Here is a 26,619-nt window from a genome sequence, read left to right as displayed (position 1 = left end):
AAATCATGGCTAACCCGACGCCCGATGTGTTCGATGCGCTGCTGGAGCACTTGCTGGAAACCCAGTACGCCCAGCTGCCGGAGGAAACGATCCAGCGTGTGAACCAGCGCCTGCTCGACTCCGTGGGAGTCGGGGTAGCAGGCCACCGTGCCGATGATGCGGCGGGCCTCATCGAGGTAGCCAAAGCCTGGGGCAGCGGTGAAGAAGCCACCGTGCTGGGGACCGGAATCAAGCTTCCGGCCACCTCGGCGGCCTTCGTGAATGGTGCCTTGATCCGGTCTTTCGACTTCGAGCCGGTGGAAGCCGAAGGCCCAGCCGGCAAGCAGGTGGCAGCCCATATTTCCGGCACCACTGTGGCCGTCGTGCTGGCCCTGGCCGAAACGACCGGGGCGAGCGGCGAAGAAACCTTGGCCGCGCTGGCGCTGGGTGATGACCTGGCAGCCCGCTTGGCCATCGCCGGCGGCTTCGATGTGTACTCGGGGCAGGACAATACCGGTACGCTCAATACCCTGGCAGCCGCGTTCATCGCCAGCCGAATGCTCGGGCTGACCAAGGCCCAGGCGCGGCATGCAACAGGCATCGCGGTGAACCAGGCCGCGGGCAACGTGGCCGCCATCTTCGATGGCGCCAACGGCTTCAAGCTGCCCATGGCCTTCGCCGCGCGATCCGGAATCGCCGCCGCGCAGCTGGCCAAGGCCGGCCTGGAATCAGCCGCTGACCCGCTGACCGGCAAGCACGGCTACTTCCAGCTGTTCGGCATCGACGCGCAGCCGGAACTGGCAGTTCAAGGTCTGGGCGAAAGCTTCCATGGCGACTGCACCATCAAGCCGTATGCCAGCTGCCGGGCAGCGCAGCCCTCGCTGCAGGCCTGCGCAGAACTGGTGGCCGATGGCTCGGTGGACTACACGGACATCGAATGCCTCACCGTCCACCTGAGCGAGCGGACCTTGAACGGTTTCGTGGGGGCGCGCTTCGCGGCGGGGGATACCCGCACCGTGGCAGCGCTGTTCTCGGTGCATGCCACCGCGGCGATCGCCCTGATCCACGGAACCGTCCGCCCGGAGCACCTGACCGCCAGCGCGCTGGCCGATCCGGAACTGGCGCAGATGCTCGGACGGATCGAGCTGGTGGCCTCGCTGCCCAACAGCCAGCGCCTGACCGCTGAAATCACCGCACGGCTGCGCAACGGCGAAATACGCCACGTGCGCGTGGAACATCCGGACGGAAACATCCTGCGCACGCCCCTGGAGCATGACCAGGTCGTTGAGAAGTTCTCGAAGAATCTCGAGTTCTCCCATCCTGAGCTGGCAGCACGCAAAGACGCGTTGCTGCACCAGCTCGAACACCTCTCCAGCGCCCGCGATGTCAGTGAACTGATCGCAACGCTGGATCCTTCTAAAAACTTCACCCCGAATTACCAGGAGCAACTCTCATGAGCATCACCAACCTTGAATCGGTCACCCCGGTAGACATGAATATCTTCCGCAATGTCGTGGGGCACTTCGCCTCCGGCGTCACGGTGATCACCACCGCTGTGGACGGCCAGCTCTACGGCACCACCGCTTCGGCCGTGTCCTCGCTGTCGATGGAACCGCCCATGATGCTCGCCTGCCTGAACCGCTCCAGCTCAACCCACGACCGGGTGGTGGAAGCCGGCGTCTTCGGCATCAACATCCTGGCCGAGGACCAGGGGGCGCTGGCCTTCCACTTCGGCCGCAAGGGCGAAGACAAGTTCGCCACCGTGCCGCATACCCTCTCCGAGGAAGGCATCCCGCTGATCGACGGTGCCTTGGCCACGATCGTGTGCCATGTGGCAGAAACCCCGACCGGGGGTACCCACACGGTGTTCCTCGGCTTGGTCAGCCACGCTGAAGCGCATGACCGCGAACCGCTGGCCTACTACCGCGGAACCATGGGGCGCCTGGAGCCAACCAAGGAACTGGCCGCCTACCAGGCCACCCGCAACTGGGTGCTGCTGCGCACCAGCCCGCTGGGCGAGGACCTCGACATCGACGCCATCGCCGCGGCTTCCCGCGCCGAAGCAGATCATGTGGCCAACGCGCTGGTGAAGCTGGAAAGCGAGCACCTGGTCTTTCGCACCGAAACCGGAAAGTACCAGCCCAAGCCGATCACCGCAGAGCTGACCGACTCGGCCTATGATTCGCGTGCCACCATCGAATCCGGTGTGATCGCCTCGCAGCTGGGCAAGATCTCCGATCAGACCATTGCCACCCTGCGCGAAATTACCGCGAAGCTGGCGGACCTGCGCGAGACCTCGGAATCCGACCTGGAAGAGTTCTTGGCTTTGAATGTGGCCTACCACGATGCACTGGTTGGCGTTGCAGGCTCCAGCCAGCTGGTGGATTCCTTCCGTCGTCTGGGAATTGGCACCGTGTGGCGCCAGGCCCTGACCCCTGAACAGTGGTCGCGCCAGCTGGATCACCGCCACGTCGCAGAGCTGACCGAAGCGCTGGCCGCCGGCGATGCCCCAGCTGCCCAGGCGGCACTGGCGGCCCACACCGAGTTCGGCAAGACCCTGGCGCGTGAAGTAGTGGCACGCCATGGCGGCCAGGTCTAGGATCCGGTAAGTACTCACGTCAGCGGCGGCAAGCTGGAATCATCCAGCTTGCCGCCGCTGACGTTTAATTCCTTGCGCAGGCGCCCTATGCGGTTTTGGACCCAACAAAGAGCCGCAGTTTCCACTGTCCATCGGTGCAGGCCCACACCGTGCGATTGGCGGTTTCCAGCTGCTTCTCAACGCCGCCCGAAACCAGACGCATCGTCATGGTGCCTTCGACCACCGCCACCTCGCCTTCCTGGGTGATCGAATCGAAGTCGTGGTTGAGCGCCAAATATTCGACGGCCCCGGAACCCAGCAGTTCCAGCAACGAGTCGCGGTTATCGACCCGACCGTTGGAATGGGTGTACTGCAGTTCAGGATCCAGCAGGGTCTCCAAGGTTTCGAGGTCGCCTGCCAGCATGGCCGAGAGCCGTTGGCCTTCGGCTTCGCGCAGCTGCGCTTCCAGTTTCACCGGATCGAAAGTGCTCATTGGTGTCAGCTCCTTAAAAGGGGTCGAATTTGCAGGTGATTCGCCACGGGCAGGCAGCGAATCGTGGTTTCGGGTTGAGGCCATGGGGTGAATCCCTCAGACGAGGGGATGAGCAGGGCGCAGGACAGTTACCTCGCATCGCTGATGTCCAGGGCTGCTGATCTTTCTACGCTGTAACCATGCTCAAGAAAAAGTATCTCTCTGCCGGCGCGCTCGCCCTTCCCTTTGCCCTGCTGCTCACTGGATGCAGCGCTTCTGACCTCTTTGCCGACAAGTACGATGAATCCACCACGCGAACTGCCGAAACGTCGGCGCAGGCGGTTGCCGATGGCCTGCTGCCCGATTGGGTTCCCGCCGGCGGCACCGACGTGCAACTGGTCCAGCGCAACACCGGTGCCGAACGCATCTTCACGATGAAATACGACGGAAAGCTGGATAGCGGGCAATGCACGGCGCTGAAAACAGCAGGAGATCCAACCGCGGCGGAACTGGCCAAGGCTTATGCTTCAGATCCGCGCACCGAGAACTTCGAGCCTGATGAGATCTCAGATACCCGCACCTTGGATGCCGACTGGTGGCCAGCCGATGGCCAGGACAAGACAACTGACCTGTGCGGACGCTTCTGGGTGCATCAGTCAGATGGCGTGCTCTATGCCTTTGCGCCGGACAGAGTCTCCACCGTCCACGCTATAGAAAAGGAACGGGCGAAGCCGAACGGCTAGCGCGAGCCGCGCAATCCGGTTATTGGCTAGCCTTCGGAGTCACACGAGTTGCGTAGAAAACGCAGGCGGCCAGTCCGAGGAGACTGAAGACTACGGCCGCAATTCCAATCAAGGCCGGAAGGTACTGGGTCCAAGTCATGTTCAGGGAGACTAGCAGTGCTACCAGGAATCCGCCGGTCAGATAACTGATAGCTGAACTCATTATGAACCTTCCACGGGTGAAACTTGTTCCTGCGAGCCTAGCATCACCTGCGGCCTGCACCAAGGATTTGCCGGCATGTTCGACCGACTCGAAGGCTGCTTCGAGGTTCGCATCGTGCTATCCGTTCTCGTGATGGGACACCACCCCTGCATTGATCTCGAAGCTGTCGCCATCGCACGGAACGAACAGGTTTCCACCAAATTGCTCCTTGGCGCCTTGCCATGTTTCGGCAGGCGAACCAGCAGGGACCAAATGGTGCAGCGCAAGGTTTGCGGCGTTTGCCTGCTGTGCGATGGCGCCTGCATCCTGCGGTGTCGTGTGCGCCCGCCGATGATGTCCCATGCTGGCCTCGAGCTCTGCCGGGGTGGCGTTCGGGTAGCTGCGCGCCACAGCTTCGAGATCGATGGCTTCATGGAATAGCAAGTCACAGTGCTCGGCCAGCCGTACCAAGTTCTGGCTCGGTGCGGTGTCGCCCGAAACCACCACGGAACCGTAGGCGCTGTCGATACGGAACGCGAAAGCCGGAGCCACCGGACGGTGCTGTACCAGAATCGCAGTGACCTTCACGAGCTCGTCGGCATACACCTCGAATGGCTGCATCTGCGGGTGATTGGCATCGTTGGGGTGATAGCCGGCCTCGGCAGGAATTTCGATGTCCTCCCCAGTGAAGATCTTGGAGATATCCGGTGCGCCGGAGTCCCTGCGGCGGTCATTGAGGTCGGTGGCGTGTGCCTGTAGCAGCCGCTGGACCATTTCTGCTGTCCCAGGGGTTGGCGACTGCGGGAAGATCACCTCGACGTCTTTGTCGGCGTGCTGCACTTCGGGCAAGGCGCCGCGGTCTGCGGGACCGAACACGCGCACCCGCAGATCGGGCTTGCCCCGAAACGCCAAGCCGCCGAGCACCATCAGGGAGTTCAAATCGATGACGTGGTCGGAGTGCTGGTGGGTAATGAATACGGCGCGCAGGCTGGTGGGTGCCAGCCCGGCTTCAGCAAGGCCCAGCCCGACCCCGTGGCCGCAGTCGATGAGGTAGGTGTGCCCGTCGACCTCCACGGCAGTGGCGATTCCACGCCGGTGGCCGTTGGCGATGCCTCGGCGCAGCAGCGGTCCGCCCGCTGTACCCAGGGCATGGATTGTCATTCCGCTCTTCATCGGCGCGATCGCTTTCTATGGGAGGGATCCGATATGGAAAAACGATGGTGGGCATCGCCAGGCGATGCCCACCATCGTTGCAGGGTCTTATTTGTTGAAGACGCTGCTGACAGCCTTCTGTCCTTCGCGCTGGCGCTCGGTCACGTCGACAAGGTCAGGACGTGGGAACAATGGGACCTCTGCCGGGTTTTCAAACGGCAGATCCAGTCCTTCGGCATTCACGATCGGGCCGTGGCCGGCCTTGGCCTTGACTTCATTTGCCTCTGGGGAATTCAACCAGGAGACGAACAGCTCAGCCGCCTTGTTGTTCTCAGCTTCCTTGATGACGCCGGCATACCAGTAAGTCGCCCAGTTGCCGCCCTCGACCGGGTAGGAGATCCCCACCGGAGCACCGTCGTTGGTCAGGGTCAGGTAGTTGCCCATGGCGCCCATCAAGCAGACATAAGCTCGGCCCTGGACTACTGCGTTGTGGCATTCGGCCGTGCTGGAAGAGAAGATCGGATCCTGCGCGGCCAGCTTCTCGAGGTATGGCTTGCCCAGCTTGTCCGCATTCAAGACCAGGTCTGCCCACTGCATGCCGCCGCCGTCGGTGGTCGGGTCGGTCATGGTGATCTTGCCCTTGTAGGCAGGATCCAGCAGGTCATCCCAGCTGTCCGGGGTCTGGCCCAGATCCTGGCGGGTGTCGTAGATCAGGCCGCGAGGCGAAGCCGAGACCGCGGTCAGGGTGCCGTTCTCTAGCGAGAACTGCGGATCGCTGGTGACCTTCTCTGCATTTGCCGGGCGGTATTCCTCGAAGTAGTCGCGGTCCGCGAGGGAGACGGCGCCTACATCGCCGGTGATGACGATGTCTGCAATGCGCTGCCCGGAGGACTGCTCCTGGGAGATCTTCGTATCCAGTTCCGCGCCGACGATCTGCAACGGCGCAACCTCGATGCCAGGGAAGCGCTCGCCGAACGCTTCGAAGACCGAAGGCCAGGTGGCGGTCAACGGAGTGTAGATATTCAGGGACTCCTGGCCCGCTTCCAGGGCGGCCGCATACTGTTCTTCAAATTGGGCTTTGGCTTCTTCGCCGCCCAGGGCTTCAACGGTGTCGATGCCCTCGCGTTCGCCCAGGCCGTCAGCGCTGGCGGCGTCGTTGCCGCCACAGGCGCTGAGCAGGAGCAGGGACGACAGTCCCAGGGCTGCAACGATGGTTGCCTTGTTCTTCTTGATCCCCATGGTGGTGCCTTTCATTGTGATGGTCGAAAATAGCGTCTTGGCTGGTGTGGTGCCCGGCTGCGTCGTGTCTCAGGCCATGGCCGGGACGTTGGCATGCAGAGCAGGCAGGCAAGCCAGGGAGTCGGGCGAAATGGCGCCGGAGATGGTATCGCCGACTTTCGGTGCGCCGGTTGACCAAATGTTGGCGACCTCGGCGGTGCGAATGGAAACGGTGACCTTATGCGGGCCGAGCTGCAGCTCGTAGATGAAGTCATCGCCTAGGTACATCACGTCGGTAATCAGCCCCTCGAAGGCATTCGGCTTGTCGGCCGCGGGTGGGCCGAGAATGACCGAGGAGGAACGGACAGCGACATCGACACGCTGGCCCTCATGCACATCATTGCGCGGTGGGCAGACCAGGCGCATTTCGGTGCCTTCCAGCAGAACCTTGACTCCATATTGGTCGGCGCCGACAACGGTGCCTTCGATGAAGTTGTCGTATCCAACGAAATCGGCCACAAAGTGGGAGACCGGGTGCCAATAGATTTCGCGCGGGCTGCCGACCTGCTCAATCGCGCCCTTGTTAAGCAGCACGATTCGGGTGGACAGCGAGACCGCCTCTTCCTGATCGTGTGTGACGTAGATGGAAGTGGTGCCGACGCGCTTGTGCATTTCACGCAATTCCGAACGCATGTCTTGGCGCAATCGGGCATCCAGATTGGACAGCGGCTCATCGAAGAGCAGCAGCTGAGGGGTCGCCACGAGGGCCCGGGCCAAGGCAACGCGCTGCTGCTGGCCGCCGGAAAGATCGGTGGCCATGCGGCTGGAATATTCTGACAGGCCCACCATGTCCAGTGCTTCGCGGACGCGGCGTGCGCGTTCGTCGATGCCGATTTTGCGCATCTTCAGCGGGTAGGCGACATTGGAGGCCACCGACATGTGCGGCCAGAGGGCGTAGCTCTGGAAAACCATGCCGATGTCACGCTTGTCCGGCGCGATGTGGGTGCGGTGCGCCGGGTCGTCCACGACCTTGCCTCCGATGGAGACGCGGCCGCCGGTGGGGCGTTCCAGGCCAGCGACGCAGCGCAGGGTGGTGGTTTTGCCGCAGCCGGAGGGGCCGAGCAGGGTCAGGAATTCGCCTTCCTTGATTTCCAAGTCCAGTGATTCCACTGCAGCTGGCGCTTTGGGCGAGTACTTTTTTTCTAGCGACTCAATACTGACGTGTGCCATGGAATTTCCTATCACTTGGAAACGGAGGTCGGGACTCGACGCAAGGTGGTTGGATCGTTGTCTGCTTCGAGGGCCTTGGAAAGTGCTGGATCGAAGGTATCGGTGGGTGTTGCGGTATCGACAAGGCGTCCGCGGCGGGTGGTCCTGCTCTCGTTGGCCTTCTTGAACAGTGCGCCGATGGCCATGAGGAGACCGCCACCGACCGCGAGCAGGGCCAGCAGCAACAGCAGCAACGCTGCGGCAGTGGAGCCGTTGCCCAGTTGCGTGTAGTAGTTGTAGACCAGCAGCGATACAGTTTCTGTCTTGGCGCTGGAAAGCAGGATCGGAATATCCAGGCTGCCCGCCGCCATCACGCCGGTGATGAACCAGGAAGCCAGGAAGGTCGGGCCGATCAGCGGCACCACGATGGTCAGCAGCATCCTCGGCGCGGAAGCGCCGCAGATGCGGGCTGATTCCTCCAGCTCGACGCCCAACTGGCCCACCGGGCCTGAAGTGGCGCGCTGCGCGATGGGGGTGACCACGATGACCAGCGCAATCAGCACGATCCAGATCGAGCCATAGAGGCTTTTCAGGCCCGGGATGCTGAGGTATGCCCACGTGATGGCCAAGGCGAGGACGATGCCCGGCACCGCGACCACGGCCCAGACGATGAGTTCTGGCACCTGTGCCCAGCGGCTCTTGCTACGCAGGGCGACATAGGTAATCAACACGGCCAGGATTGTTGCGAGGAGCCCGCCGACAACACCCATGATCAAGGTATTTTCCAGTGCCCGGACGACTTTCGAGGACTCGAACAGTCCGATGTAGTGCTTGAAAGTGAAGCCGGCAACTCCCAGCACCGGTTGGAAGGAGCCGATGATCAGCTGGAGCAGCGGAAGCACCAGTGCGACACCGACGTATCCGATGAACAGGCTGAAGCCGACCCATTTCCAACGGCCGATCTCTTCCTTCTCAATGCGGAAGGCTTTGCCGGTCACAGTGATGAAGTTGCGGTTGCCGATGGCCTTGGAGCGGATGGCCACCAGAATGTAGATGACGGCGATCAGCAACAGTGCCAACGCGCTGGCCGAGTCGTAGCGGATGGGCGTTGTCGCCAGGAAATCATAAATCTGAGTAGGGAAGACATAGATTGCCGCTGGAACGCCGAGGATCAGGGCGACATCCAGCTGGCCTAGGGAGTTAACGAATCCGAGGATGGCCAGACCGGACAGGGTCGGCAGCAGAATCGGGATGTTTACATCCAGGAAGAGCCGGACACGGTTGGCACCAGAGAGCAGTGCGGCTTCTTCGAGCGAACGGTTCAGCGCACGAACCGGACCGAGCAGCAATAGGTACATCACCGAAAATGCCTTCAGCCCGCTGACGATGATCAAACCGGCCCAGGAATACGCATCCAGGCGTGGCGAGCCGTCTGCGGAGACACCGAAGAATTGGGTCAGCAAACCGGTAGGCGAGGTCATCATGCCCCAGCTGATCGCGAAGAAAAGCGTCGGTATGGCAAAAATGGTGACCATGACGGGGGTGATGGCCTTGCCGGCAGGAGTCTTGGTCCGCATGGAAATCCAAGCAAAGATGAATCCGCCAATGATGCCAATGGACTGCACCGCAACGGCATAGATGACCGAGGCCCACAGGGTCTCCCATGTCGCGGGATCACCGTAGGCATCGACGATGCCGGCGAGGCCGAACGAGCCTTCGGTGCCCGGTTGTCCGCTGCGGAAAGTGCCGTAAATGAGCATTGCCAGCGGATAACCGAAGAAAGCGCAGATAAACAAGAGAAAGAGGGCTAGCAATGCCCCGGACGACCTGATTTTTCTCACAACTTCTACTCCCCATGTCTTCTATCCGGGCAAGCGCAACAAATATCCGAGATGCTGTTTGGCCGAAAGCTTATAAACATATTGCGTGTGATCTAATGCACTGTCAAGCAATAAATGTATTTTCTGATTTGGAAAATTTTCTAGCTTTACCGCGGCGCATCGGTTCCCGCTGCTGGTGATGGCGATCACATGTCTGTGACTGCGGGTGGTTTATTGATGATGCTTCGAGTAACTGTTGCTGTCAGCCCGGAACCTTGATTGCTTGTGTGCGCTTATGTTTCATGTTGGTGCACTCCCGAGCCGATAGGATGAGCTCATGAGCGAAAAGGAGCAACCGCGGCTGGCCAGCGCATTGGCGCAGAAAGTTGTCGACACGATTGCTCCGACCATCAACCGCAACGTGAACATCATGAATGCTCACGGGGTCATCATCGCTTCGACCGATGCCGCGCGAATCGGCACCCACCACGACGGCAGCGCCGAGGCAATCAGTCGCAACGCCATCATCCGGGTCAGCCAGGCTGACGGTTCCGCGGGAACCCTGCCAGGGGTCAATGTCCCTCTGACCCTGAACGGCCAGCTGTGCGGAGTTGTCGGCGTGACCGGTGCTCCGCATGAGGTGGAGCCGCTGGCCGGCCTGATTGCCTTGACGGTGCAATTGCTCTTCGCCCAGGACTACGAGCACTCGCGCAGTGCGCGCCGCGAGACCGAGGCCCGAGACATCATTTCTGCGCTGATCGCAGGCCGCGTGGCCCCCGAAGTCATCGACCGCTCGCTGGCTGCCCATGGCTTGCGCGGGCCGAAGTGCATCGAAGCATGGCTCCCGCGAAGCGTCGAGGATCCGTTGCTCGAAGAACCCGCCAAGGAGCACCACCGCACGTCTTGGATCAGCCTGTCCGGTGCGTACTGGAGGCTGCGCGCAGCCCACGAGACTGCTTTCGCTGAAGAGCTCTTGAACGAGGAACGTTTCCTTGTGTCCATGCCGGTGGAAACTGCGGAGGAGCTCATGGCCGAAACCGAAGCGCTGCGCGTGCTGCTGGGGTACCCGTCGCTCGTGCCCCGCCATGCCCAGCGCGGAATGTGGAGCCGGGAAATTGCGGTGGCTATCGCCCGCACCCCAGCGCGCAGCCTGGAATATGCTGCTGCTCCGGCGCAACAGCTCAACGGGGAACAAGCCAAAACCCTCTTGGTGGTTTCGACGGCTGCATCGATGAGCCAAGCCGCCTCGGATCTGCATATTCACCGCAACACCTTGGTGCAACGGCTTGAGCGGATCAGCCAGATCACCGGTGTGGACATTCGGCAGTCCAGCGAGTCACTGAAACTCCAGCATGCGATTTACGCGAGAGAGGCCTTGGGGCAGCTGCATATTTTCTAGGACCCGGGAACTGGGTTGCGGTGACAGTTGTGGCAGTAGCCGGATATTTGCACACATTGACCCAAATCGAAAGTGGGCAAATATGGTCGTGTGCCCATAGGTAATCGGTGCGGGTTTTTCTAGTATTGGCAGGATGATCGATCTTTGCGCCCGAATTCCGTGGCGGCACGGAGGCATCTAGTCCAACAGCCAAGGCTTTGAGCAGCTTTGCCGACGGGGCGGATCCACCGGTTGTGCCATCGTGGGCCAGGCGCAGAGCACTACCGTTATTGGCAAAGGAGCCAACCCGCCGTGTATGAACTGCTTGTTCTGCTGATCCTTGTCGTGGCCATCGTGATGGTCACGGCACGCTTGAAGATCAGCCCATTCCTCGCCCTCATTGGCGCCGCCATCTTGGCCGCTTTCGCCTACCGGATTCCGTTGGCCGATGTGGCCTCGACGGTCACCACGGCCTTCGGCAGTACCATGGGCAACATCGGTCTGGTGATCCTGTTCGGAACAATGATTGGCGTCATCCTGGAGAAATCCGGCGCCGCGATCTCCATGGCAGATGCGCTGATCAAGGTGCTGGGCACGCGGTTCCCCAACCTGACGCTCTCAATCATCGGCTACATCGTTTCCATTCCCGTCTTCTGCGACTCCGGGTACGTGGTGCTCAACTCGCTGCGCAAAGCCATCACCCTGCGCACCGGAGTTTCCGCGCTGGCGACATCCATCGCATTGATGACCGGCCTGTACGCAACCCACACCATGGTGCCTCCGACTCCGGGACCGCTGGCCGCAGCCGAGAGCATCGGCGTTGCCGACAACCTGGGCCTGATCATCGCAGTCGGCTTGCCAGTTGCCGCCATCTCGGCGCTGGCCGGCTTGGCCTACGCCAGCCGTTTCAACAAGTCCAAGTGGACTCCGCTGCCCAGTGAAGGCGAAGACGACCTCTCCGAACTCGACTACGAGCAGCTGCGCGCAAGCTTCGGCAAATTGCCCCACCCGGCGTTGGCCTTCATGCCGATCCTGGTTCCGCTCGTGCTGATCTGCGCCGCCTCCATTGCGAAGCTGCCTTCGCTCCCGTTCGGCGAGGGCATCGCCCTGGAAATCCTTTCTTTCATCGGTACTCCGGTGATCGCGCTGATTTTCGGCTTGATCTCCTCGGCCTTCCTGCTCAGCGGCGACAGCAAGCTGTCGGTCTTCAACGAGCAGATGCATGAAGCCGTGCGCACCGCTGCCCCGATCTTGCTGATCACCGGCGCCGGTGCCGGTTTCGGCGCGGTGCTGGCGGCCTCGGATCTGACCACAATTCTTTCGGATTCGCTCAGCGGCCTGGGCTTGGGCCTGGCGGTGCCGTTCCTGATCGCCGCTGCGCTGAAGTCCGCGCAGGGTTCCTCCACCGTGTCCATGGTGACCACCTCCGCGCTGGTCGCGCCGATGCTCGGCTCCTTGGGCCTGGGCTCGGAACTGGGCATGGTGCTCACGGTACTGGCCGTCGGTGCCGGTGCGATGGTTGTCTCGCACGCCAACGACTCGTACTTCTGGGTTGTTTCGCAGCTCAGCCGCATTCCGGTGATTACCGCATACAAGACCTTGAGCGTGGCGACCGCCATTCAGGGTACCGCCGCCTTCCTGACGGTATTGCTCCTGGGAGCCGTGCTGCTGTAGCAGGACGCTGGCCCAGCAAGCAATGGATCGCACCATCTGCCGATGGCGCGATCCGTTGCTTTAAGGATGTGTCTGAAAGCGGTAGCCGAAGAGCGACGTCCTGCCCGCTAGATGCCTCGCGCGGCCTGGTTCGCTTTGGCAGCCGAGACCATCAGCAACACGATAATGGCCAGATAACCTGCGCCGGTCGTGGCGAAGGCGAAACCGAACTGGCCCAGCACGCAGAGGATCGCTGCACCGGACAACATGGCCCAGCCGGCCCAGGAAGCCGCGGCCACCAGCGGCGCAGCCCGCCGATGCCCTGCCAACCAGGCCTCGTTGCTGGCCAAGGTGTGGCGCGTCCTGATGCCGATGGCCGCATTGCGCGCGAGCTTTCCATCCCGGGCCATGGGTGCGAGGAGCGCTGCCACCAAAGTGATGGCCAGCAACCCGAACATGAAGGAGATGACGCTTGCTGGATCCACGTTCCACCTATCCTGCCTATTCGCCGTGAACAGCCATCCTATTCGGAAGCTGCGCAGTTCCCGAGTTCAAATTTCGTCATGCAAGTGTCATATGAAGGCCGCGCAGCCATCGATCAGGCAAGCAGGTGGCTCGAAGATGACGTATTTTGTCCTGCCGTTCCCTCGCATGACAGTGCCCTTCCGTGACTGCTGCCGGCAGTGGTTGACTCGGAGCACAACCCATCCAGAGCGGCTGAGAGACCTGGCTCCGCGACGCCGCAGCAAGCCTGCATCCCGCAGGTAGTGCTAACGCCAGGATCGATGGAATCGCAGGGACCCTGCGTCCTTCGGAACCTGCAACGCAAGGGAGAAGAAGATGACAGTGCAAGATACCGTACAAGACACCGGACTACGCCGAGTTCCCTACTATGGGAACGCCAGCGAAACCGAGCTGGAGCAGTGGCGCGAAGTTGCCCAGCAGGTGGCAGGCACGCTCGCACAAGACGCCCTGGAACGCGACCGCAAGAACCAGCAGCCATTCGCCGAGGTGCAGCTGCTGCGCGAAGCCGGCTTGCTGAACCTTTTGGTGCCTGCAGAATTCGGCGGAGCAGGAGCCCACTGGGAAACGGCATTCGACGTGGTCCGCATCCTGGCGGCGGCCGATGGATCCATCGCGCAGCTGCTGGCCTACCACTACATCAACCAGTCGGGCATTGCCTTCTATGCTCCGGCGGGGGCGCAAGGCAAGTGGTGGCAACGCACCGTGGAAGGCGGGTGGCTCTGGGGCGATTCGGTGAATCCGGTTGACCCGGATCTGACGCTGAGCGTCGAAGGGGATGGGTACCGGCTGAACGGGGCCAAGCGGTTCTCCACTGGTTCCGGTGTTGGCGAGGTCATCGTCATCAACGCGCTGGTCCAGGGCGGGGAATACGACGGGCAGATTCTCGCCTTCGTGCTGCCCCGCGACATCGAAGGACTGGAAATCGTTGACGACTGGGACTACCTGGGCCAGCGGCTCAGCGCATCCAACTCGCTGAAGTACCACAACGTCAGGCTTGAAGCCGAGGACTTGCTCGGATTCGTCACCGACGAACCGGTGTCCACCTTGCTCACCCCGGGCATCCAGCTGGCTTTCGCCAATTTCTACCTGGGCATTGCCGAAGGAGCGCTGGAGCGTGGCAAGCAGATCCTGCTGGGCCGCAAGAACGCCTGGCTGTTCTCGCAGGCCGACACCTACGCCCAGGATCCGATTTTCCAGCGGATCGTCGGGGAGCTCAAGGCCCGCACCGCCGCGGTGGCGGCGCTGACCGAGAAGCTCGGCCGGAAATTCGATGCCTTGCTGTCGAAGGCCGGAGACGTCACCCAGCCCGAGCGGGCCGCGCTGGCAGTGGAAATTGCCGAAGCCAAGGTGGTTTCCACCGAGGTGGGCGTCGAGGTGGCGAACCGGATCTTCGAGGTGACCGGATCATCCTCGACCGCGAGCTCGGTGGGCCTGGACCTGTATTGGCGCAATGTGCGCACCCACTCGCTGCATGACCCGGTGGACTACAAGAAGATCGAGGTCGGCGCGTACTTCCTGCGCGGAGAATCCCAGCCGCTCTCGCTCTACACCTAGAAATTCCCACGGATTGGACTGAACGATGACTGTACTTGCAACTGGCACTCGGCTTGCAGGGCTCAAAGCCCGTTTTGCCCCGCTCTTCGCGGACATCGCGCAGGGAGCTGCCGAACGCGACCGCACCGGCGAACTGCCCTACCAGGCAGTCGCGGACCTGGCTGCCGCCGGCTTCGGCGCAATCCGGGTTCCGGAATCGCACGGCGGGGCCGGGGCGACCCTGCCTGAGCTCTTCGAGCTGTTCGTGGATCTTGCGGCCGCTGATTCCAATATCGCCCAGGCGCTGCGCGCGCACTTCGCCTTCGTCGAGGATCGGCTGGTGGCAGAGCCGGGTCCGGGTCGTGACAAGTGGCTGGCCCGCTTCGCCGCCGGGGAACTGGTGGGCAACTCGTGGACCGAGGTTGGAACCGTGAAGGTCGGCGACGTGATCACCAAGGTCACCCCGGACGGCGAGGGAGGGTTCAAGATCAATGGAACCAAGTACTATTCCACCGGCTCAATTTTCGCTGACTGGCTGGACACCTATGCAGAGCGCACCGACACCGGAAAACGCGTGATCGCCGCGGTCAACCGCCACCAGCCCGGTGTCGAGCTGGCCGATGACTGGGATGGCTTCGGCCAGCGCACCACGGGTACCGGAACCTCCACGTTCACCGATGCGGTGGTGGCCGAGGAAGACCTGATCGACTTCGACACCCGTTTCAAGTACCAGACCGCGTTCTACCAGCAGGTGCTGCTGGCGGTCCTGGCCGGCTCCGCCAAAGCGGCAGAGCGGGACTTCGCCGCCGAACTGAAAGCGCGCAAGCGGACCTTCAGCCATGCCGCAGCCAATGTGGCGGCCGAAGACCCGCAGCTGCTGCAGGTGATCGGCGAGGTCTCTGCTGCATCCTTCGCCGCCGCGGCAACGGTTCAACGCGTTTCGGCGGCGTTGCAGGGAGCCTACGAAACAGCGCTGGCGCTGCACACCGGCCAGGCGAGCGCAGAAGAGGACGAAGCGGCCAATGATGCGGCCGAGTTGGCCAGCGCGCAGGCGCAGGTGGTGCTCACCCCGCTGGTGCTCAATGCCATCACACATGCCTTCGATGCGCTGGCTGCCAGCGCGACGAGCGTGAGCAAGAACCTTGATCGGCACTGGCGCAATGCCCGAACCGCGGGCAACCACAACCCTTGGGTCTTCAAGGCGCGGTTGATTGGCGACCTGGCGGTCAACGGCACCGAGCTTCCACGCGTGTGGGCGATCGGCGCCTCGAAGTAGCTTCCATTTCCGTAGCAGGCCCAGCATTCTTTGCCGATGCTGGGCCTGTTGTTTTGCGCCTGCAGAATCGCCCGCTGGCTAGACTGTGTGGGTGATAAATTACACCCTGCGCCAGCTGCAGTACTTCGTCGCCGTCGCGGAACTCGGCTCCATTTCCGCGGCGGCGAAGCAGTGCCATATTTCCCAGGCCGCCATGTCGCAGTCGATGGACGAGCTGGAGCGCGCCGTCGGCTCCCAGCTGCTGGTGCGCCGCCGGGCGCGCGGGGTGGTGCTCACCGCTGTCGGCACCGACTTCCTGCTGGATTCGCGGGCGCTGGTGCGCCATGCCGAAGAGGTGCAGGACCTGATTGTCGAACGCCAGACCAAGCTCTCGGGCCCGCTGGTGATCGGCTGCTATTCCTCGCTGGCAGCGTTCTGGATCCCGGTGATCTGCGAACGCTTCACCAATGTCCACCCGGACCTGCAGGTGACCTTGGTGGAAGGCGATGGCGCCGAGCTGCAAGAACGCATGCTCAAGGGCCACCTGGATGCGGTGCTCACCCATACCCGCCACCTGCTGCCGCAGGTTTCCTGGCGCCGGGTGATGTCGGGCCGTCCCTATGTGCTGGTGGGCGGGAACCACCGGCTGGCGGACCGCACCTCGGTTGCGCTCGCCGAGCTGGCCGATGACGATTTCGTTTCCCTGGACATTCCCACGGTGCGCGATAACCAGCTGGTGAACCTGCGCATGTCGGGTTTGGACCCGAAGGTGCGCTGGAGTTCGCAGAGCTTCGAGGCGGTACGCGGGATGGTGGCCCGCGGACTGGGCTACACCGTGCTGGTGCAGCGTCCGCCGGTCAACCTGAGCTATGACGGATTGCCGCTGTCGGTGCTGGAGATCGAAGGCGAGGTCGGGGTCAGCGACATCTGCGTGGCCTATACCGCCTCGGAACGCCTGAGCCTGCGGCTGCGCGCGTTCCTGGATTTCTGCGAGGAAACCGGTGCCGAGAAAGAGCGCGAGGCCGGCCGGAACCCATAGGTTCCAGCCGGCTCCGCGCTCCAGGCACCAAGGTTCTAGTGGCTCATCTCCTCGGCTTCGAGGTCGGCATCGCGGCCTTCCTTGATGCCGCGCATGGCCAGCGCGGCGACAATGAACGCGGCAGCCCAGACGGCGCCGGCGATCCACAGCGATCCGCCGCCCAGCAGCACCAGGCCGGCGACGATCATCGGGGTGAAGCCTGCGCCCACGGTGGAGGAGAGCTGGTAGACGAGCGAGGCGCCGGTGTAGCGGATGCGGGTGGGGAACAGTTCGGCGGTGAACGCGCCGAACGGCCCGAAGATGAACGCCTGGATGATGCCGTTGGCCACGAACAGGGCGATGGCGAACAGCCACAGCTGGCCCAGTTCCAGCATCCACATGATCGGCAGGGCGGCCACGGCGCCGGCGAGGATGCCGACCATCATGACCGGGCGGCGGCCCAGCTTGTCGGAGTAGCGCGAGGATACCCAGATGCCCACCACGGTCAATGCGGCACCGATGGCCTTGATGTTCAGCACCGCGGTGCGGTCCAAACCGACTTCCTCGACCACGTAGGAGATGGCCCAGACGGTCATCAGGCCCTGCACGGTGTAGGAGCTCATGCCCACCAGGGTTCCGCGGATGACCGACTTCGGGTACTTCGTGATGACCTCCATGAACGGGGTCTTGCGCTCTTCGGCCTTGTCTTCCAGGGCCAGGAACAGCGGGGATTCGGTGACCTTCAGGCGGATGACCAGCCCGATGCCCACCAGCGCGATGCTGATCAGGAACGGAATGCGCCAGCCCCAGGCCAGGAACTGCTCATTGGGCATGATGGAGACGGCGGAGACCGCCAAGGTAGCCATCACGGCGCCGGCCGGGCCGCCCATGTTCGCGAAGCTCGCGGCGAAGCCGCGGCGTTCCTTCGGCGCGTGCTCGAGAGCCATCAGCATGGCGCCACCCCATTCGCCGCCCACGGCCAGGCCCTGGACGATGCGCAGGGTAATCAGTGCGATCGGGGCCAGCATGCCGATCTGGGCAGTGGGAGGCAGCAGCCCGATCAGCGTCGAGGCGCCGCCCATCATGGCCATCGAGGTGATCAGCACGCCCTTGCGCCCGATCTTGTCGCCGAAGTGGCCGAAGATGATGCCGCCCAGAGGGCGGGCCAGGTAGCCCACGGCCAGGGTGGCGAAAGAGGCGAAGATTGCCACGCCTGGGGTCAGTCCCACGAAGAAGACCTTGTTGAAGACCAGCGAGGCCGCGGTGGCATAGAGGATGAAATCGTAGAATTCGATCGCGCTGCCAATGAAGCTGGAGGCCAGGATCCGGCGCATCTGCGGGGAGTTCAGCGAGGGGACCTTCATTGGCGCCTCCACGCTGCTGTGGTTATTCAGGGTGCTGCTCATCGTGCTGCCGCCATTTCACTAGTGACGCGGGAAAAGGATATCGTGTCCAGATCGTTGGGCACGCGGTAGTTGCCGGAGAATTTCTCGGCGTGGGCCTCCCAGACTTCCAGGGGTGTGGTTCCGGGGACCAGGTGGTGCAACGCAAGGGTGCGCGCCCCGGCTTCGTGGGCAATCGCGATCGCCTGTTCCGGCGAGGTGTGCGAAGCGCGGTGGTGGTCCATCGAGGCTTGGGCTTCCAAGGTGCCCACCGAACCGTACGCACGTTCCACCCAGTCGAAGTCAATGGCCTCATGCAGCAGCAGGTCGGTGTCCCGGGCCAGGGCCACCAGGTTCCGGCAGGGCGCGGTGTCCCCGGAAATGGTCACCGAGCCTTCGGCGGTGTCGAAGCGGAAGGCGAAGGCCGGGGCGATCGGCGGATGCTTGACCAGGGTTGCGGTCACCGTGACCAGCTCGTCGTGGTAGATCTCGAATGGCGCGAAGTCCGCCGGGGTCGGGTTGGCATTGGGGTGGTACCCGGTGCCGGCAGGGATTTCGATGTCCGAGGCGATGAAGTGGTCCAGCGGGGAGGGGCGCAGCGCGTCGATCACGCGGTCATTCAGGTCAGTGGCGTAGGCCTGCATCAGGTGCTCGAACATCGAAGCGGTGCCCGGGGTCGGGTTCTGCGCGAAGACCGGCTGCGGTGCGGTGGTGGCGCGTGGCGACGCTGGCGGCAGGGCGCCGCGGTCGCCCGGGCCGATGATGGAGATCGGGGCCTTGCCGGCTGGCAGGGTGAACATGCCGAAGATGGCCAGCGACGCCAGGTCGATGGTGTGATCCGAATGCAGGTGGGTGAGGAAGATGCCGCGAAGGTTAGCCGGGGTGAATCCTGCCTTCATCAGCTGGTTGCCCACGCCGGTTCCGGCATCCACCAGATAGACGCTGTCGCCCACGACGACGGCGGTGGAAATGCCTGCGCGCTTGCCGGCGTTCTCGCCGGTCCACCAGCGCGGACCGCCGGCGGTGCCCAGCGTCACGACGTGGGGATTGAGATTGGTGGAGGCCATGGAATGCGCCCTTTCTTTCGTTCAAGTGCTGCATTCAATTCTTATGCGCTGGATCACATCCGTAAAACTGTTTTTATCAACCAGCTAAATAGGTTTCACCGATGATTGGTTGGGTATGCTCATAGCATCGACGTACACCAAGGAGGGTCATGTCCGAGCCAGAACGCAGCCGGATCTCACGCTGGCTACTGCCGCACGGCAGCGAGCCCGACCCGCGCTTCACCCTTGCCAACGAGCGCACCTTCCTGGCCTGGGTCCGCACGTCATTGGCGTTCCTTGCCGGCGGCACCGCGCTGGAGGCCTTCGCCGCCGAGGCCTTCCCGTCGCCGCTCCGCACCTGGCTGGCGGTGCTGGTGATCGGCGTCGGCATCCTGATCGCCGCCGGGGCCGCGGTGCGCTGGGTCCGCGTGGAACGCAGCATGCGCACCGGCCGCCCGCTGCCGATTCCCGCCATTGTCCCGCTGCTTGCCTTCGGCGCGGTGGTCGCCTCGCTGGCGGCCATCGTCATGATCTTCTGGTCGCTCGGCTCGTGAAGAACGAACCCGTCGAGATCGCCGATGCGGGCCTGCAGCCCGAGCGGACCATCTTCGCGTGGAATCGCACGATGGTTTCCTTTCTTGTGGTCTCGGCCGTTTTCCTGCGCTGGCTGCCGCACTACGGCATCGGCATGATCCTGCTGATCGCGGTGTCCTCGTCGATGGCTCTGGGAATCCTGGTCTCGCAGCGTGCGCGCTATCGGCGCATGGCCCTCGGGGTGAAGCACGAGAAGGTCCAGGCGGACGTGGTGGCGGTGCTGATGACCACGCTGGCGCTCTGTGCGCTGGGCGGATATGCGCTGTTCCTGGTGCTCGGCCCGAACTAGGCAGGGCGCGGCCGTGTGCACGTGATGCCTGAAGCATCGGAAAATTGGCGGATCCATTTGCCGCCAGCGGGCGTACAGTGGAACTACCGGTTCAGCTCGAATTCGCCGTAAAAGGGGATGATTTGCGATGCAGGCTGAGGCTAGATTCAAGATGCCGTTCAATTTCGCCCAGGTGGTGATTGCGGCTTTCGGGGCCATGTCGCTGAGTGTCTTGGCCTACTTCATTGCCAGGGTCATCGGCGCATCCATGGAGTACTCCGGCGGCTTGTTCCAGAACCTGGACTTCATCCATATCGTGCGCTTTACCGCTCCGCCGATTCTCGTTCTCGGGTTTCTGACCTTCTTGATTGGCCGGGCCAAGCCGGGGTTCTGCCGCATCGCCCAGGTCATCGGCGTTGCAGTCGTGCTGGCCTCGGCGGTGGTGCAGTGGTTCTTCGCCGAGGACTGGGGGACCGCGTTGGCGGTGACCATCATGCACCTGGTGGTCGCGGCGTCCTGGTATATCGCGGTGAACTACTCGAACAGGAAGTTCAACGAGATCGCGGAGCTGGAAAACATATAGCCATGCTAAGTGTCGCGGTTCTCACGGGTTATTGAGAGCCGCGGCACAGGCGGTCAGGAATAGAATGGTTGAGAACTTTCAACAATTCTAGGAGTGCCATGACGGCTCAGGGACAGCCCAACAGCCCATTCAATTTCATCCAAGTGATTATCGGGGCGCTGGGCACCAGCTACCTGAACGTCATCATTTTCTTCCTGGCTGGCGCCGCTGGAGCATCCCGCCGGATCGGTCCGAATCCAACCGATGTTGTCGCCTTCGACCACCTGCTTCAGTTCACGTTGATCCCGATCCTGTTCTTCGGCCTGGTGGTATTCCTGATTGGACGGGCAAACAAGGGCATTTGCAAGATCGCGCAGTGGGTCGGCCTGGTTATAGCTGTCGCATCGATCGCCTTCCCGATCATGCACGCAGCGGATGCCGCTACCGCAGTGGGCCTGAGCCTGATCCATATCGTGACCGGCATCGGCTGGTTCTTCTCCGTGCACTACGGCAACAAGAAGCTGCACGTTCCTTCCAAGGACGTAGCAGTGGCTTGAGCCTGATGCGCAAAACCTCGCAGAACGATCAGCAATGATCTGCTCTGCGAGGTTCTTTGCGTTAAACGGATGTGCCCAAGTGTTGCCGTGAGGGCTATACCCGGACTTCCTCGAGCTGCGGATCCTCGTAGGCCTTGCGCATGCGCGGCAGGAACAGCAGGCTCACGGCCGCCGCGAAGCACAGCACCGCGGCGGTAATCCATGCGGCCAGGTAGCTGCCGGTGGTTTCCCGCGACAGCCCCGCGGTCAGCGAACCTGCGCCGGCACCGATCATGTGGAAGGCGAAGACCCAGCCGAAGACCACGGTGGCCTTGACCGGACCGAAGTACTGGCGGCAGAGCACCACCGTAGGAGGCACTGTGGCCACCCAGTCCAGGCCGTAGAAGATGATGAAGATCCACAGCAGCGGCTCGACGGTGGGACCCATCAGCGAATGCAGGAACAGCAGCGAGAGCCCGCGCAGCGCGTAGTACACCGCAAGCAGCAGCCACGGGCGTACGCGGTCGGTCAGCCACCCGGAGAACACGGTTCCGAGGATGTCGAAAATGCCAACCAGCGCCAGCAACCCGGACGCGGTCGTGGCCGGCATGCCGTGGTCGTGCGCCGCAGGGATGAAGTGCGTCTGCACCAGGCCGTTGGTTGACCAGCCGCAGATCCAGAAGGTCATCGCCAAGACCCAGAATGCCGGGTATCGCGAAGCCGAGAACAGGGCTTTGAGCGTCGCGGCGGCCATCGAACCCTGCCGGGGTTCGGCCTCCGGCGTGTCCACGGCATCGGTTGCGCCATAGGGCAGCACTCCGGCTTCGGCAGGGGAGTTGGCAAAGGGCCAGCGCAGCAACGGAATGATCAGCACCGCGAAGACGGCAACTACCAGGGCCGCGATCCGCCAGGAGTACTGCTCGATGATCACCACGATGCTTGGCAGGAACACCAGCTGGCCGGCGGCGTTCGCGCCGGAGAAGATACCCATCACCAAGCCGCGGCGTTCGGAGAACCAGCGGTTGGCCACCACGGAACCGAATACCAGAGCCATCGCCCCGGTTCCCAGACCAACCAACACGCCCCAGAGTATCCATAACTGCCAGATTTGGCTGATGAACACCGATAATCCGGCGCCAGAAGCCACCAGCGCCAGGGCAATGGCAGCCACCTTGCGCATGGAATAGCGTTCCAGCAAGGTCGCGGCGAAAGGTGCTGCCAGGCCGTAGACCACCAGGTTGATGGTCACCGCGGTTGACAGCTGGGAGCGGAGCCAGCCGAATTCGGATTCGAGCGGTTCGAAGAACGCGCCGGTGGTGGAGCGGAATGCCGCCGTGGCAACGAGTGCCAGTGTGGTCACGATGGCAACCAGCCACGCTCGGTGGATCCGCGATGGCTTCCGGGAACTCAATCGCACGCTCCTTATAGACGATGCTTAAAGCATTGCACCGGGGCCAACAGGCGTCGAAGTTCATGACACCCGCGGAACAAATATTGACTCCCCCGGTTGTGGAGCGCCTTGCATTACCGGGACTTGCTGCACTTGCCGAAGCGCAGTGGACGCAGGGTTCGCTAGGCGGGGTCGTCGCCTTTGCCGGAGTTCTGGCGCCGGTTGCGAGGACGCCGGTCCTGCGCGGGCAGTGCACCCAGCGCCTGCCGCGGGAAGGTTTTCGGCTTGGACCCGGAGGGCAGCTCATCCTTGCCCAGCGGATCCGCCAGGTCCGTCGGGCCAGCTGATGCGTGGCTTACTGGGCTCGTCTCGGAAGTCTGGGCGGTGACCGGGGCATCGCGGATCACCGGCATCCTGCGTGGAGGCAGCGGGCGTTGGTGGTGCACCAGATAGATCAGCATTGCCAGGGCCTTGTGCATGACCACGATGGTGAAAATCGCCGCTCCGGCATAGCAACCCCAGGCGACCAGGTGCAGCGTGGTCACGTTCAGGACGTTCAGCTCCAACGTGCCGTTTAGCATCATGACCGCGCCGATCTGCCCGATCACCACACCGAGCACGGCTAGTGAAATCGCAAACCAGAAGTACACCAGGGCATCGGCACCGGGTTTCTTCACCACAGCCATGTGAACCTCCGTTGGCCAGCTGTCGGCGGTCATTGCTACACACTTTAGTGCATGGCGGAAAACGGGTTATCTGCCCAAGGTGGCCCGGGCTTGGCGCAGCAGCGGTTCGTCGACCATCTGTCCCTCGAAGGCAAACACCCCCGGATTCTCCTTGGCCGCGTCAAGGATCCGCCGTGCACGATCCAGTTCCGCTTCAGTGGGCGCGAACGCCTCGCGGATGACCGGCATCTGGTTGGGGTGGATCGAGGCCTTTGCCGCGAATCCCGAGGCCTTGGCGTCGCGGGACTCTGCGCCCAGGCCTTCCAGGTCGGGGATGTCCAGGTACACGGAATCAACGGCGGCTTTGCCGTGGGTGGCCGCATGCAGCAGCACCTGCGACCGCGCGAACCGCGCCACCTCGCGGTAGCTGCCGTCCTCGCCGCGTGAGGAGGTGCCGCCGAGCGAGGCGATCAGGTCTTCGGCGCCCCACATCAGCGCGACGACATTCGGCGCCTCGGCAATCTGTCCGGCATTGGTGATGCCCTTGGCAGTTTCGCATAGCGCCAGCACGTCGTATCCGGCCAACGCGGACGGATCCTCCGCCGACTCGCACTTGGGCAGCATCACGGTGCGGTAGGCGGTCTGCTCCAGCGCTTCGAAGTCCTTGGCGAAGTGCTCGCTGTCCACCGGGTTCACGCGCACAATCACCCGTTCGGGATCCAGCGGGGTCTCCACCAAGGCTCTGCGGGCAGCGTCCTTGTTCGCGGGGGCCACCGCATCTTCCAGGTCGATGATGACCGCGTCGGCGCGCTGCGCCGCCTTGGCATAGCGCTCGGGCCGATCGGCCGGACAGAACAGCAGGGAAGGGCCCATCAGGAAGCTAGCCATTGGCATTTTCCCCCTTGGCTTCCAGTGAGTCCTGATGCGCTTGCCTGGTCCACATCAGGCAGGTGCGGGTGGCGGTTGCCACGACCTCGCCGTGCTGGTTGCGGCCCGTGTGCGTCATGGACGCCAGCCCCTGGCCGGGGCGCGACTTGGATTCGCGCAGCGCGGTGATCTCGGTTTCGGTGTAGAGCGTATCGCCGTGGAACATCGGGTGCGGGAACTTCACGTCGTTGATGCCCAGCTGCCCCACGATGGTGCCTTCGGTCAGCTGGCCCACCGACTGGCCGATCATGGTGCTCAAGGTCAGCAGCGAGTTGACCAGCGGCTTGCCGAAGGGCTGGGTGGAAGCCCACGCGGCGTCCAGATGCAGGCCCTGGTTGTTCATGGTCATCGTCGTGAAGGCGACGTTGTCCGCTTCGGTCAAGGTGCGTCCGGGCTTGTGCACGTAGGTGGCGCCGAGCTGCAGCTCGTCGAAGTAGAGGCCGCGCTGCTCGACGCGGGTGGGGGTTTTCTCGCTCATGCGTCCTGCTCCTGATGCTTCGCTTCGGTACTCTGCATTGCTTCCACGGTGGCCACGACCTGCTTGGCCTTGACCAGATCCCCGGACTTCAGGCCGGTCATCCGCACGATGCCATCGGCGGGGGATAGGAGCTGGTGTTCCATTTTCATCGCCTCGATGCTCAGCAGCAGCTGGCCGGCGGCGACCTCATCGCCATCGGCAACCTGCACGCTGATCACGGTGCCGGGCATGGGGGATTCGACATGCGGGGACAAGGTCCCGGACTCGATGGCGAGGGTGGCCAGGTGGCGTTCGAGGACTTCTTCGCGGGAAAGCTTGCGCACCGCCGCGGTCCACCCGTCCTCGCACAGCCACAGCGTGCCGTCTTCGGCGAAGGCATGCTGGAGTGCTGTGCGCTGGCCGTTGACGGACAGGGTTCCATCCGGCTCCTGGCGCACAGTGAAATCCTCGCCGCCTACTCGCACCAAGCTGGCATCCTGCTCCCTGAGCAGCGCGGTCTTGCCCTCGGCCGCCTCGGCATCGAAGTACTGGATGCTGGCCCGGCGATGCTGGGCCCGCCAGCCATCGCGCAGGCCCCAGGGTGTTTTCGCCGCAGGAATCCGCTGGTCCTCAAGGTGCGCCGCCAGTGCCAGTTCGCGCTCGCTGATCTGGCGGAAGGCGAACTGGTCCAGCTTCCGCTCGATCAGGTTGGTGTCCAGGCGTCCGGCCGCCACATCCTCGTCCGCCAGCAGCAGCCGCAGGTACTCGCTGTTGGCCAGCACGCCCAGCACCACGGTGCCGGCCAGCGCCTGATCCAGCCGGACCAGCGCCTCGGTGCGGTCCTCGCCCCAGGCGATGAGCTTGGAGAGCATCGGGTCGTAGTGGGCGCTGATCTCCAAGCCGTCGCGCAGCGAGGAATCCACGCGGACATTCTCCGGCTCGCTCACGCGCAGCACGGTGCCCACCGAAGGCAGGAAGCCCGAGGACGGGTCCTCGGCGTAGAGCCGGGCCTCGATGGCATGGCCGCACAGCGCCACCTGGTCCTGGGTGAAGTCCAGCGCCTGGCCGGCCGCGATGCGCACCTGCCACTGCACCAGATCCAGTTTTTCCCCGTTGACCCGTACGACTTCCTCGGTGACCGGGTGCTCCACCTGCAGGCGGGTATTCATTTCCATGAAGAAGAACTCGTCGGGGTTCTGGTCGCTGACCAGGAACTCGACGGTGCCCGCGCCGACGTAGTCCACGGACTGCGCGGCGGCTACCGCGGCGGCGCCGATGCGCTCGCGGATCTGCGCGCGGTGCTCCAGGTTCTCGAACAGCGGGGCCGGGGCTTCCTCGATGACCTTCTGGTGGCGGCGCTGCAAGGAGCATTCGCGTTCGCCCAGGTGCACGGTGTTCCCGTGCTTGTCGGCCAGGATCTGCACCTCGATATGACGCGGATTGCGCACCAGCCGCTCGAGGAACAGGGTGTCATCGCCAAACGCGCTGCGCGCGGTGCGCCGGGCGCTGGCCAGCGCCTCGGGCAGCTGCTCGGCGGATTCCACCGCGAACATGCCCTTGCCGCCGCCACCGGCCGAGGGCTTGATCAGCAGCGGGAAGCCGACTTCCTTGGCGGCCGCGAGCAGCTGCTCGTCGCCCAGGCCGGGTTCGGCGATGCCGGGAACCACCGGCACCTGGTGGGAGAGCACGTGGTTCTTGGAGCGGATCTTGTCGCCCATCAGGTTGATCGAGTTCACCGGCGGTCCGATGAAGGTGATGCCGGCGGCTTCCAAGGCGCGGGCGAAGTCCACGTTCTCGGAGAGGAACCCGTAGCCCGGGTGGACCGCCTGGGCGCCGGTTTGCCGGCAGGCGGCGATCACCGCGTCGATATCCAGGTAGCTTTCATTGGCCGGGGCCGCGCCGATGCGCACCGCGCGGTCGGCTTCGGACACGTGCAGGGCCCCGGCGTCGGCATCGGAGTACACGGCGACGGATTCGATGCCCAGGCGGCGCAGGGTGCGGATGATGCGCACCGCGATTTCCCCGCGGTTGGCAATCAGGACGGTATCAAAGAGCTTGGCAGTCATGGTTCTTTCCTC

The 26,619-nt window shown here is 63.3% G+C and carries 25 protein-coding genes and 1 riboswitch; of the genes, 12 read left to right on the top strand and 13 right to left on the bottom strand.

Features of this window, described 5'->3' with window-relative positions; translation table 11 throughout:
• Positions 1–5 precede the first annotated feature (5 nt).
• Together F0M17_RS15835 and F0M17_RS15830 are read left to right on the top strand one after the other, a co-directional pair.
• Positions 6–1,436, top strand: a complete 1,431-nt coding sequence (locus F0M17_RS15835) for an MmgE/PrpD family protein (protein WP_149597529.1) — start codon at positions 6–8, stop codon at positions 1,434–1,436.
• The gene (locus F0M17_RS15830) at positions 1,433–2,578 is read left to right on the top strand and encodes a flavin reductase (protein ID WP_149597528.1); all 1,146 of its coding nucleotides are present in this window, start codon (positions 1,433–1,435) and stop codon (positions 2,576–2,578) included. The genes F0M17_RS15835 and F0M17_RS15830 overlap by 4 nt, the downstream gene beginning before the upstream one ends.
• A gap of 85 nt (positions 2,579–2,663) precedes the next feature.
• Here the strand turns inward: F0M17_RS15830 and F0M17_RS15825 are convergent, their stop codons facing one another.
• Positions 2,664–3,050, bottom strand: coding sequence for a nuclear transport factor 2 family protein (locus F0M17_RS15825; RefSeq protein WP_168202042.1), 387 nt, complete (start codon positions 3,048–3,050; stop codon positions 2,664–2,666).
• A gap of 179 nt (positions 3,051–3,229) precedes the next feature.
• On the opposite strand from F0M17_RS15825, the gene F0M17_RS15820 reads away from it, so the two are divergent.
• Complete coding sequence (locus F0M17_RS15820; RefSeq protein WP_149597526.1) at positions 3,230–3,772, top strand: hypothetical protein; 543 nt, start codon at positions 3,230–3,232, stop codon at positions 3,770–3,772.
• A gap of 319 nt (positions 3,773–4,091) precedes the next feature.
• Here F0M17_RS15820 and F0M17_RS15815 read toward each other — a convergent pair whose 3' ends face one another.
• The 4 genes from F0M17_RS15815 to F0M17_RS15800 all read right to left on the bottom strand — a co-directional run bounded on the left by F0M17_RS15815 (position 4,092) and on the right by F0M17_RS15800 (position 9,292).
• Positions 4,092–5,114, bottom strand: coding sequence for an MBL fold metallo-hydrolase (locus tag F0M17_RS15815; protein WP_246857088.1), 1,023 nt, complete (start codon positions 5,112–5,114; stop codon positions 4,092–4,094).
• A 99-nt stretch (positions 5,115–5,213) separates the two neighbouring features.
• The gene (locus F0M17_RS15810) at positions 5,214–6,344 is read right to left on the bottom strand and encodes an ABC transporter substrate-binding protein (RefSeq protein ID WP_210416663.1); all 1,131 of its coding nucleotides are present in this window, start codon (positions 6,342–6,344) and stop codon (positions 5,214–5,216) included.
• A 69-nt stretch (positions 6,345–6,413) separates the two neighbouring features.
• Positions 6,414–7,553: an ABC transporter ATP-binding protein gene (locus F0M17_RS15805; protein ID WP_149597523.1), complete on the bottom strand. Its 1,140-nt coding sequence runs from the start codon at positions 7,551–7,553 to the stop codon at positions 6,414–6,416.
• Between the two features lie 11 nt (positions 7,554–7,564).
• Complete coding sequence (locus F0M17_RS15800) at positions 7,565–9,292, bottom strand: iron ABC transporter permease (protein ID WP_210416662.1); 1,728 nt, start codon at positions 9,290–9,292, stop codon at positions 7,565–7,567.
• Positions 9,293–9,689: 397 nt separating this feature from the next.
• On the opposite strand from F0M17_RS15800, the gene F0M17_RS15795 reads away from it, so the two are divergent.
• Together F0M17_RS15795 and F0M17_RS15790 are read left to right on the top strand one after the other, a co-directional pair.
• Entirely contained in the window at positions 9,690–10,751 is a 1,062-nt protein-coding gene (locus tag F0M17_RS15795; RefSeq protein ID WP_149597521.1) for a sugar diacid recognition domain-containing protein, read from the top strand.
• Positions 10,752–11,042: 291 nt separating this feature from the next.
• The gene (locus F0M17_RS15790) at positions 11,043–12,404 is read left to right on the top strand and encodes a GntP family permease (RefSeq protein WP_149597520.1); all 1,362 of its coding nucleotides are present in this window, start codon (positions 11,043–11,045) and stop codon (positions 12,402–12,404) included.
• Between the two features lie 107 nt (positions 12,405–12,511).
• On the opposite strand, the gene F0M17_RS15785 is transcribed toward F0M17_RS15790, so the two are convergent.
• Positions 12,512–12,868 (bottom strand): SdpI family protein, encoded by a 357-nt coding sequence (locus F0M17_RS15785; RefSeq protein ID WP_149597519.1) that lies wholly within the window; start codon positions 12,866–12,868, stop codon positions 12,512–12,514.
• 216 nt (positions 12,869–13,084) lie between these two features.
• A riboswitch (SAM riboswitch) is annotated at positions 13,085–13,175 on the top strand.
• Between the two features lie 54 nt (positions 13,176–13,229).
• Between F0M17_RS15785 and F0M17_RS15780 the strand changes: the two genes are divergently transcribed.
• From F0M17_RS15780 to F0M17_RS15770, 3 genes are all read left to right on the top strand, one after another.
• Entirely contained in the window at positions 13,230–14,462 is a 1,233-nt protein-coding gene (locus F0M17_RS15780) for an acyl-CoA dehydrogenase family protein (protein WP_246857087.1), read from the top strand.
• A gap of 25 nt (positions 14,463–14,487) precedes the next feature.
• Positions 14,488–15,717 (top strand): acyl-CoA dehydrogenase family protein, encoded by a 1,230-nt coding sequence (locus F0M17_RS15775; protein WP_073707087.1) that lies wholly within the window; start codon positions 14,488–14,490, stop codon positions 15,715–15,717.
• Positions 15,718–15,808: 91 nt separating this feature from the next.
• Complete coding sequence (locus tag F0M17_RS15770; RefSeq protein WP_038993412.1) at positions 15,809–16,735, top strand: LysR family transcriptional regulator; 927 nt, start codon at positions 15,809–15,811, stop codon at positions 16,733–16,735.
• Between the two features lie 35 nt (positions 16,736–16,770).
• Here the strand turns inward: F0M17_RS15770 and F0M17_RS15765 are convergent, their stop codons facing one another.
• On the bottom strand, positions 16,771–18,120 hold the full coding sequence (locus F0M17_RS15765; RefSeq protein ID WP_073707086.1) for an MFS transporter: 1,350 nt from the start codon (positions 18,118–18,120) through the stop codon (positions 16,771–16,773).
• Positions 18,117–19,163 carry an MBL fold metallo-hydrolase gene (locus F0M17_RS15760; RefSeq protein ID WP_149597518.1) on the bottom strand — a complete coding sequence of 349 codons (1,047 nt, stop codon included), beginning with the start codon at positions 19,161–19,163 and terminating at the stop codon, positions 18,117–18,119. The genes F0M17_RS15765 and F0M17_RS15760 overlap by 4 nt, the downstream gene beginning before the upstream one ends.
• A gap of 149 nt (positions 19,164–19,312) precedes the next feature.
• Between F0M17_RS15760 and F0M17_RS15755 the strand changes: the two genes are divergently transcribed.
• The 4 genes from F0M17_RS15755 (at position 19,313) to F0M17_RS15740 (ending at position 21,123) form a co-directional block, all read left to right on the top strand.
• Entirely contained in the window at positions 19,313–19,696 is a 384-nt protein-coding gene (locus F0M17_RS15755) for a YidH family protein (protein ID WP_066143268.1), read from the top strand.
• Positions 19,693–20,025 (top strand): DUF202 domain-containing protein, encoded by a 333-nt coding sequence (locus tag F0M17_RS15750; protein WP_149597517.1) that lies wholly within the window; start codon positions 19,693–19,695, stop codon positions 20,023–20,025. The genes F0M17_RS15755 and F0M17_RS15750 overlap by 4 nt, the downstream gene beginning before the upstream one ends.
• A 151-nt stretch (positions 20,026–20,176) precedes the next feature.
• On the top strand, positions 20,177–20,587 hold the full coding sequence (locus F0M17_RS15745; protein WP_233125334.1) for a DUF6069 family protein: 411 nt from the start codon (positions 20,177–20,179) through the stop codon (positions 20,585–20,587).
• Between the two features lie 98 nt (positions 20,588–20,685).
• Positions 20,686–21,123, top strand: coding sequence for a DUF6069 family protein (locus tag F0M17_RS15740; RefSeq protein WP_038992912.1), 438 nt, complete (start codon positions 20,686–20,688; stop codon positions 21,121–21,123).
• A 94-nt stretch (positions 21,124–21,217) separates the two neighbouring features.
• Here F0M17_RS15740 and F0M17_RS15735 read toward each other — a convergent pair whose 3' ends face one another.
• The 5 genes from F0M17_RS15735 to F0M17_RS15715 form a co-directional block, all read right to left on the bottom strand.
• Positions 21,218–22,519: an MFS transporter gene (locus tag F0M17_RS15735; RefSeq protein ID WP_149597516.1), complete on the bottom strand. Its 1,302-nt coding sequence runs from the start codon at positions 22,517–22,519 to the stop codon at positions 21,218–21,220.
• A 155-nt stretch (positions 22,520–22,674) separates the two neighbouring features.
• Complete coding sequence (locus F0M17_RS15730) at positions 22,675–23,211, bottom strand: hypothetical protein (RefSeq protein ID WP_073707081.1); 537 nt, start codon at positions 23,209–23,211, stop codon at positions 22,675–22,677.
• 33 nt (positions 23,212–23,244) lie between these two features.
• Positions 23,245–24,045, bottom strand: a complete 801-nt coding sequence (locus tag F0M17_RS15725; protein WP_073707080.1) for a CoA ester lyase — start codon at positions 24,043–24,045, stop codon at positions 23,245–23,247.
• Positions 24,038–24,562, bottom strand: coding sequence for a MaoC family dehydratase (locus F0M17_RS15720; RefSeq protein ID WP_149597515.1), 525 nt, complete (start codon positions 24,560–24,562; stop codon positions 24,038–24,040). The genes F0M17_RS15725 and F0M17_RS15720 overlap by 8 nt, the downstream gene beginning before the upstream one ends.
• A complete protein-coding gene (locus tag F0M17_RS15715; RefSeq protein ID WP_149597514.1) occupies positions 24,559–26,607 on the bottom strand; it encodes a biotin carboxylase N-terminal domain-containing protein in 2,049 nt (682 codons plus the stop codon). Before F0M17_RS15715 ends, F0M17_RS15720 begins: the two co-directional genes overlap by 4 nt.
• Positions 26,608–26,619 lie beyond the last annotated feature (12 nt).

This window comes from Glutamicibacter sp. ZJUTW (assembly GCF_008370855.1).
In the GTDB taxonomy this organism is placed as follows: Bacteria; Actinomycetota; Actinomycetes; order Actinomycetales; family Micrococcaceae; genus Glutamicibacter; species Glutamicibacter nicotianae.
Note: the sequence above shows the minus strand (reverse complement) of the source record. Positions and strands in the feature narration are given on the sequence as shown.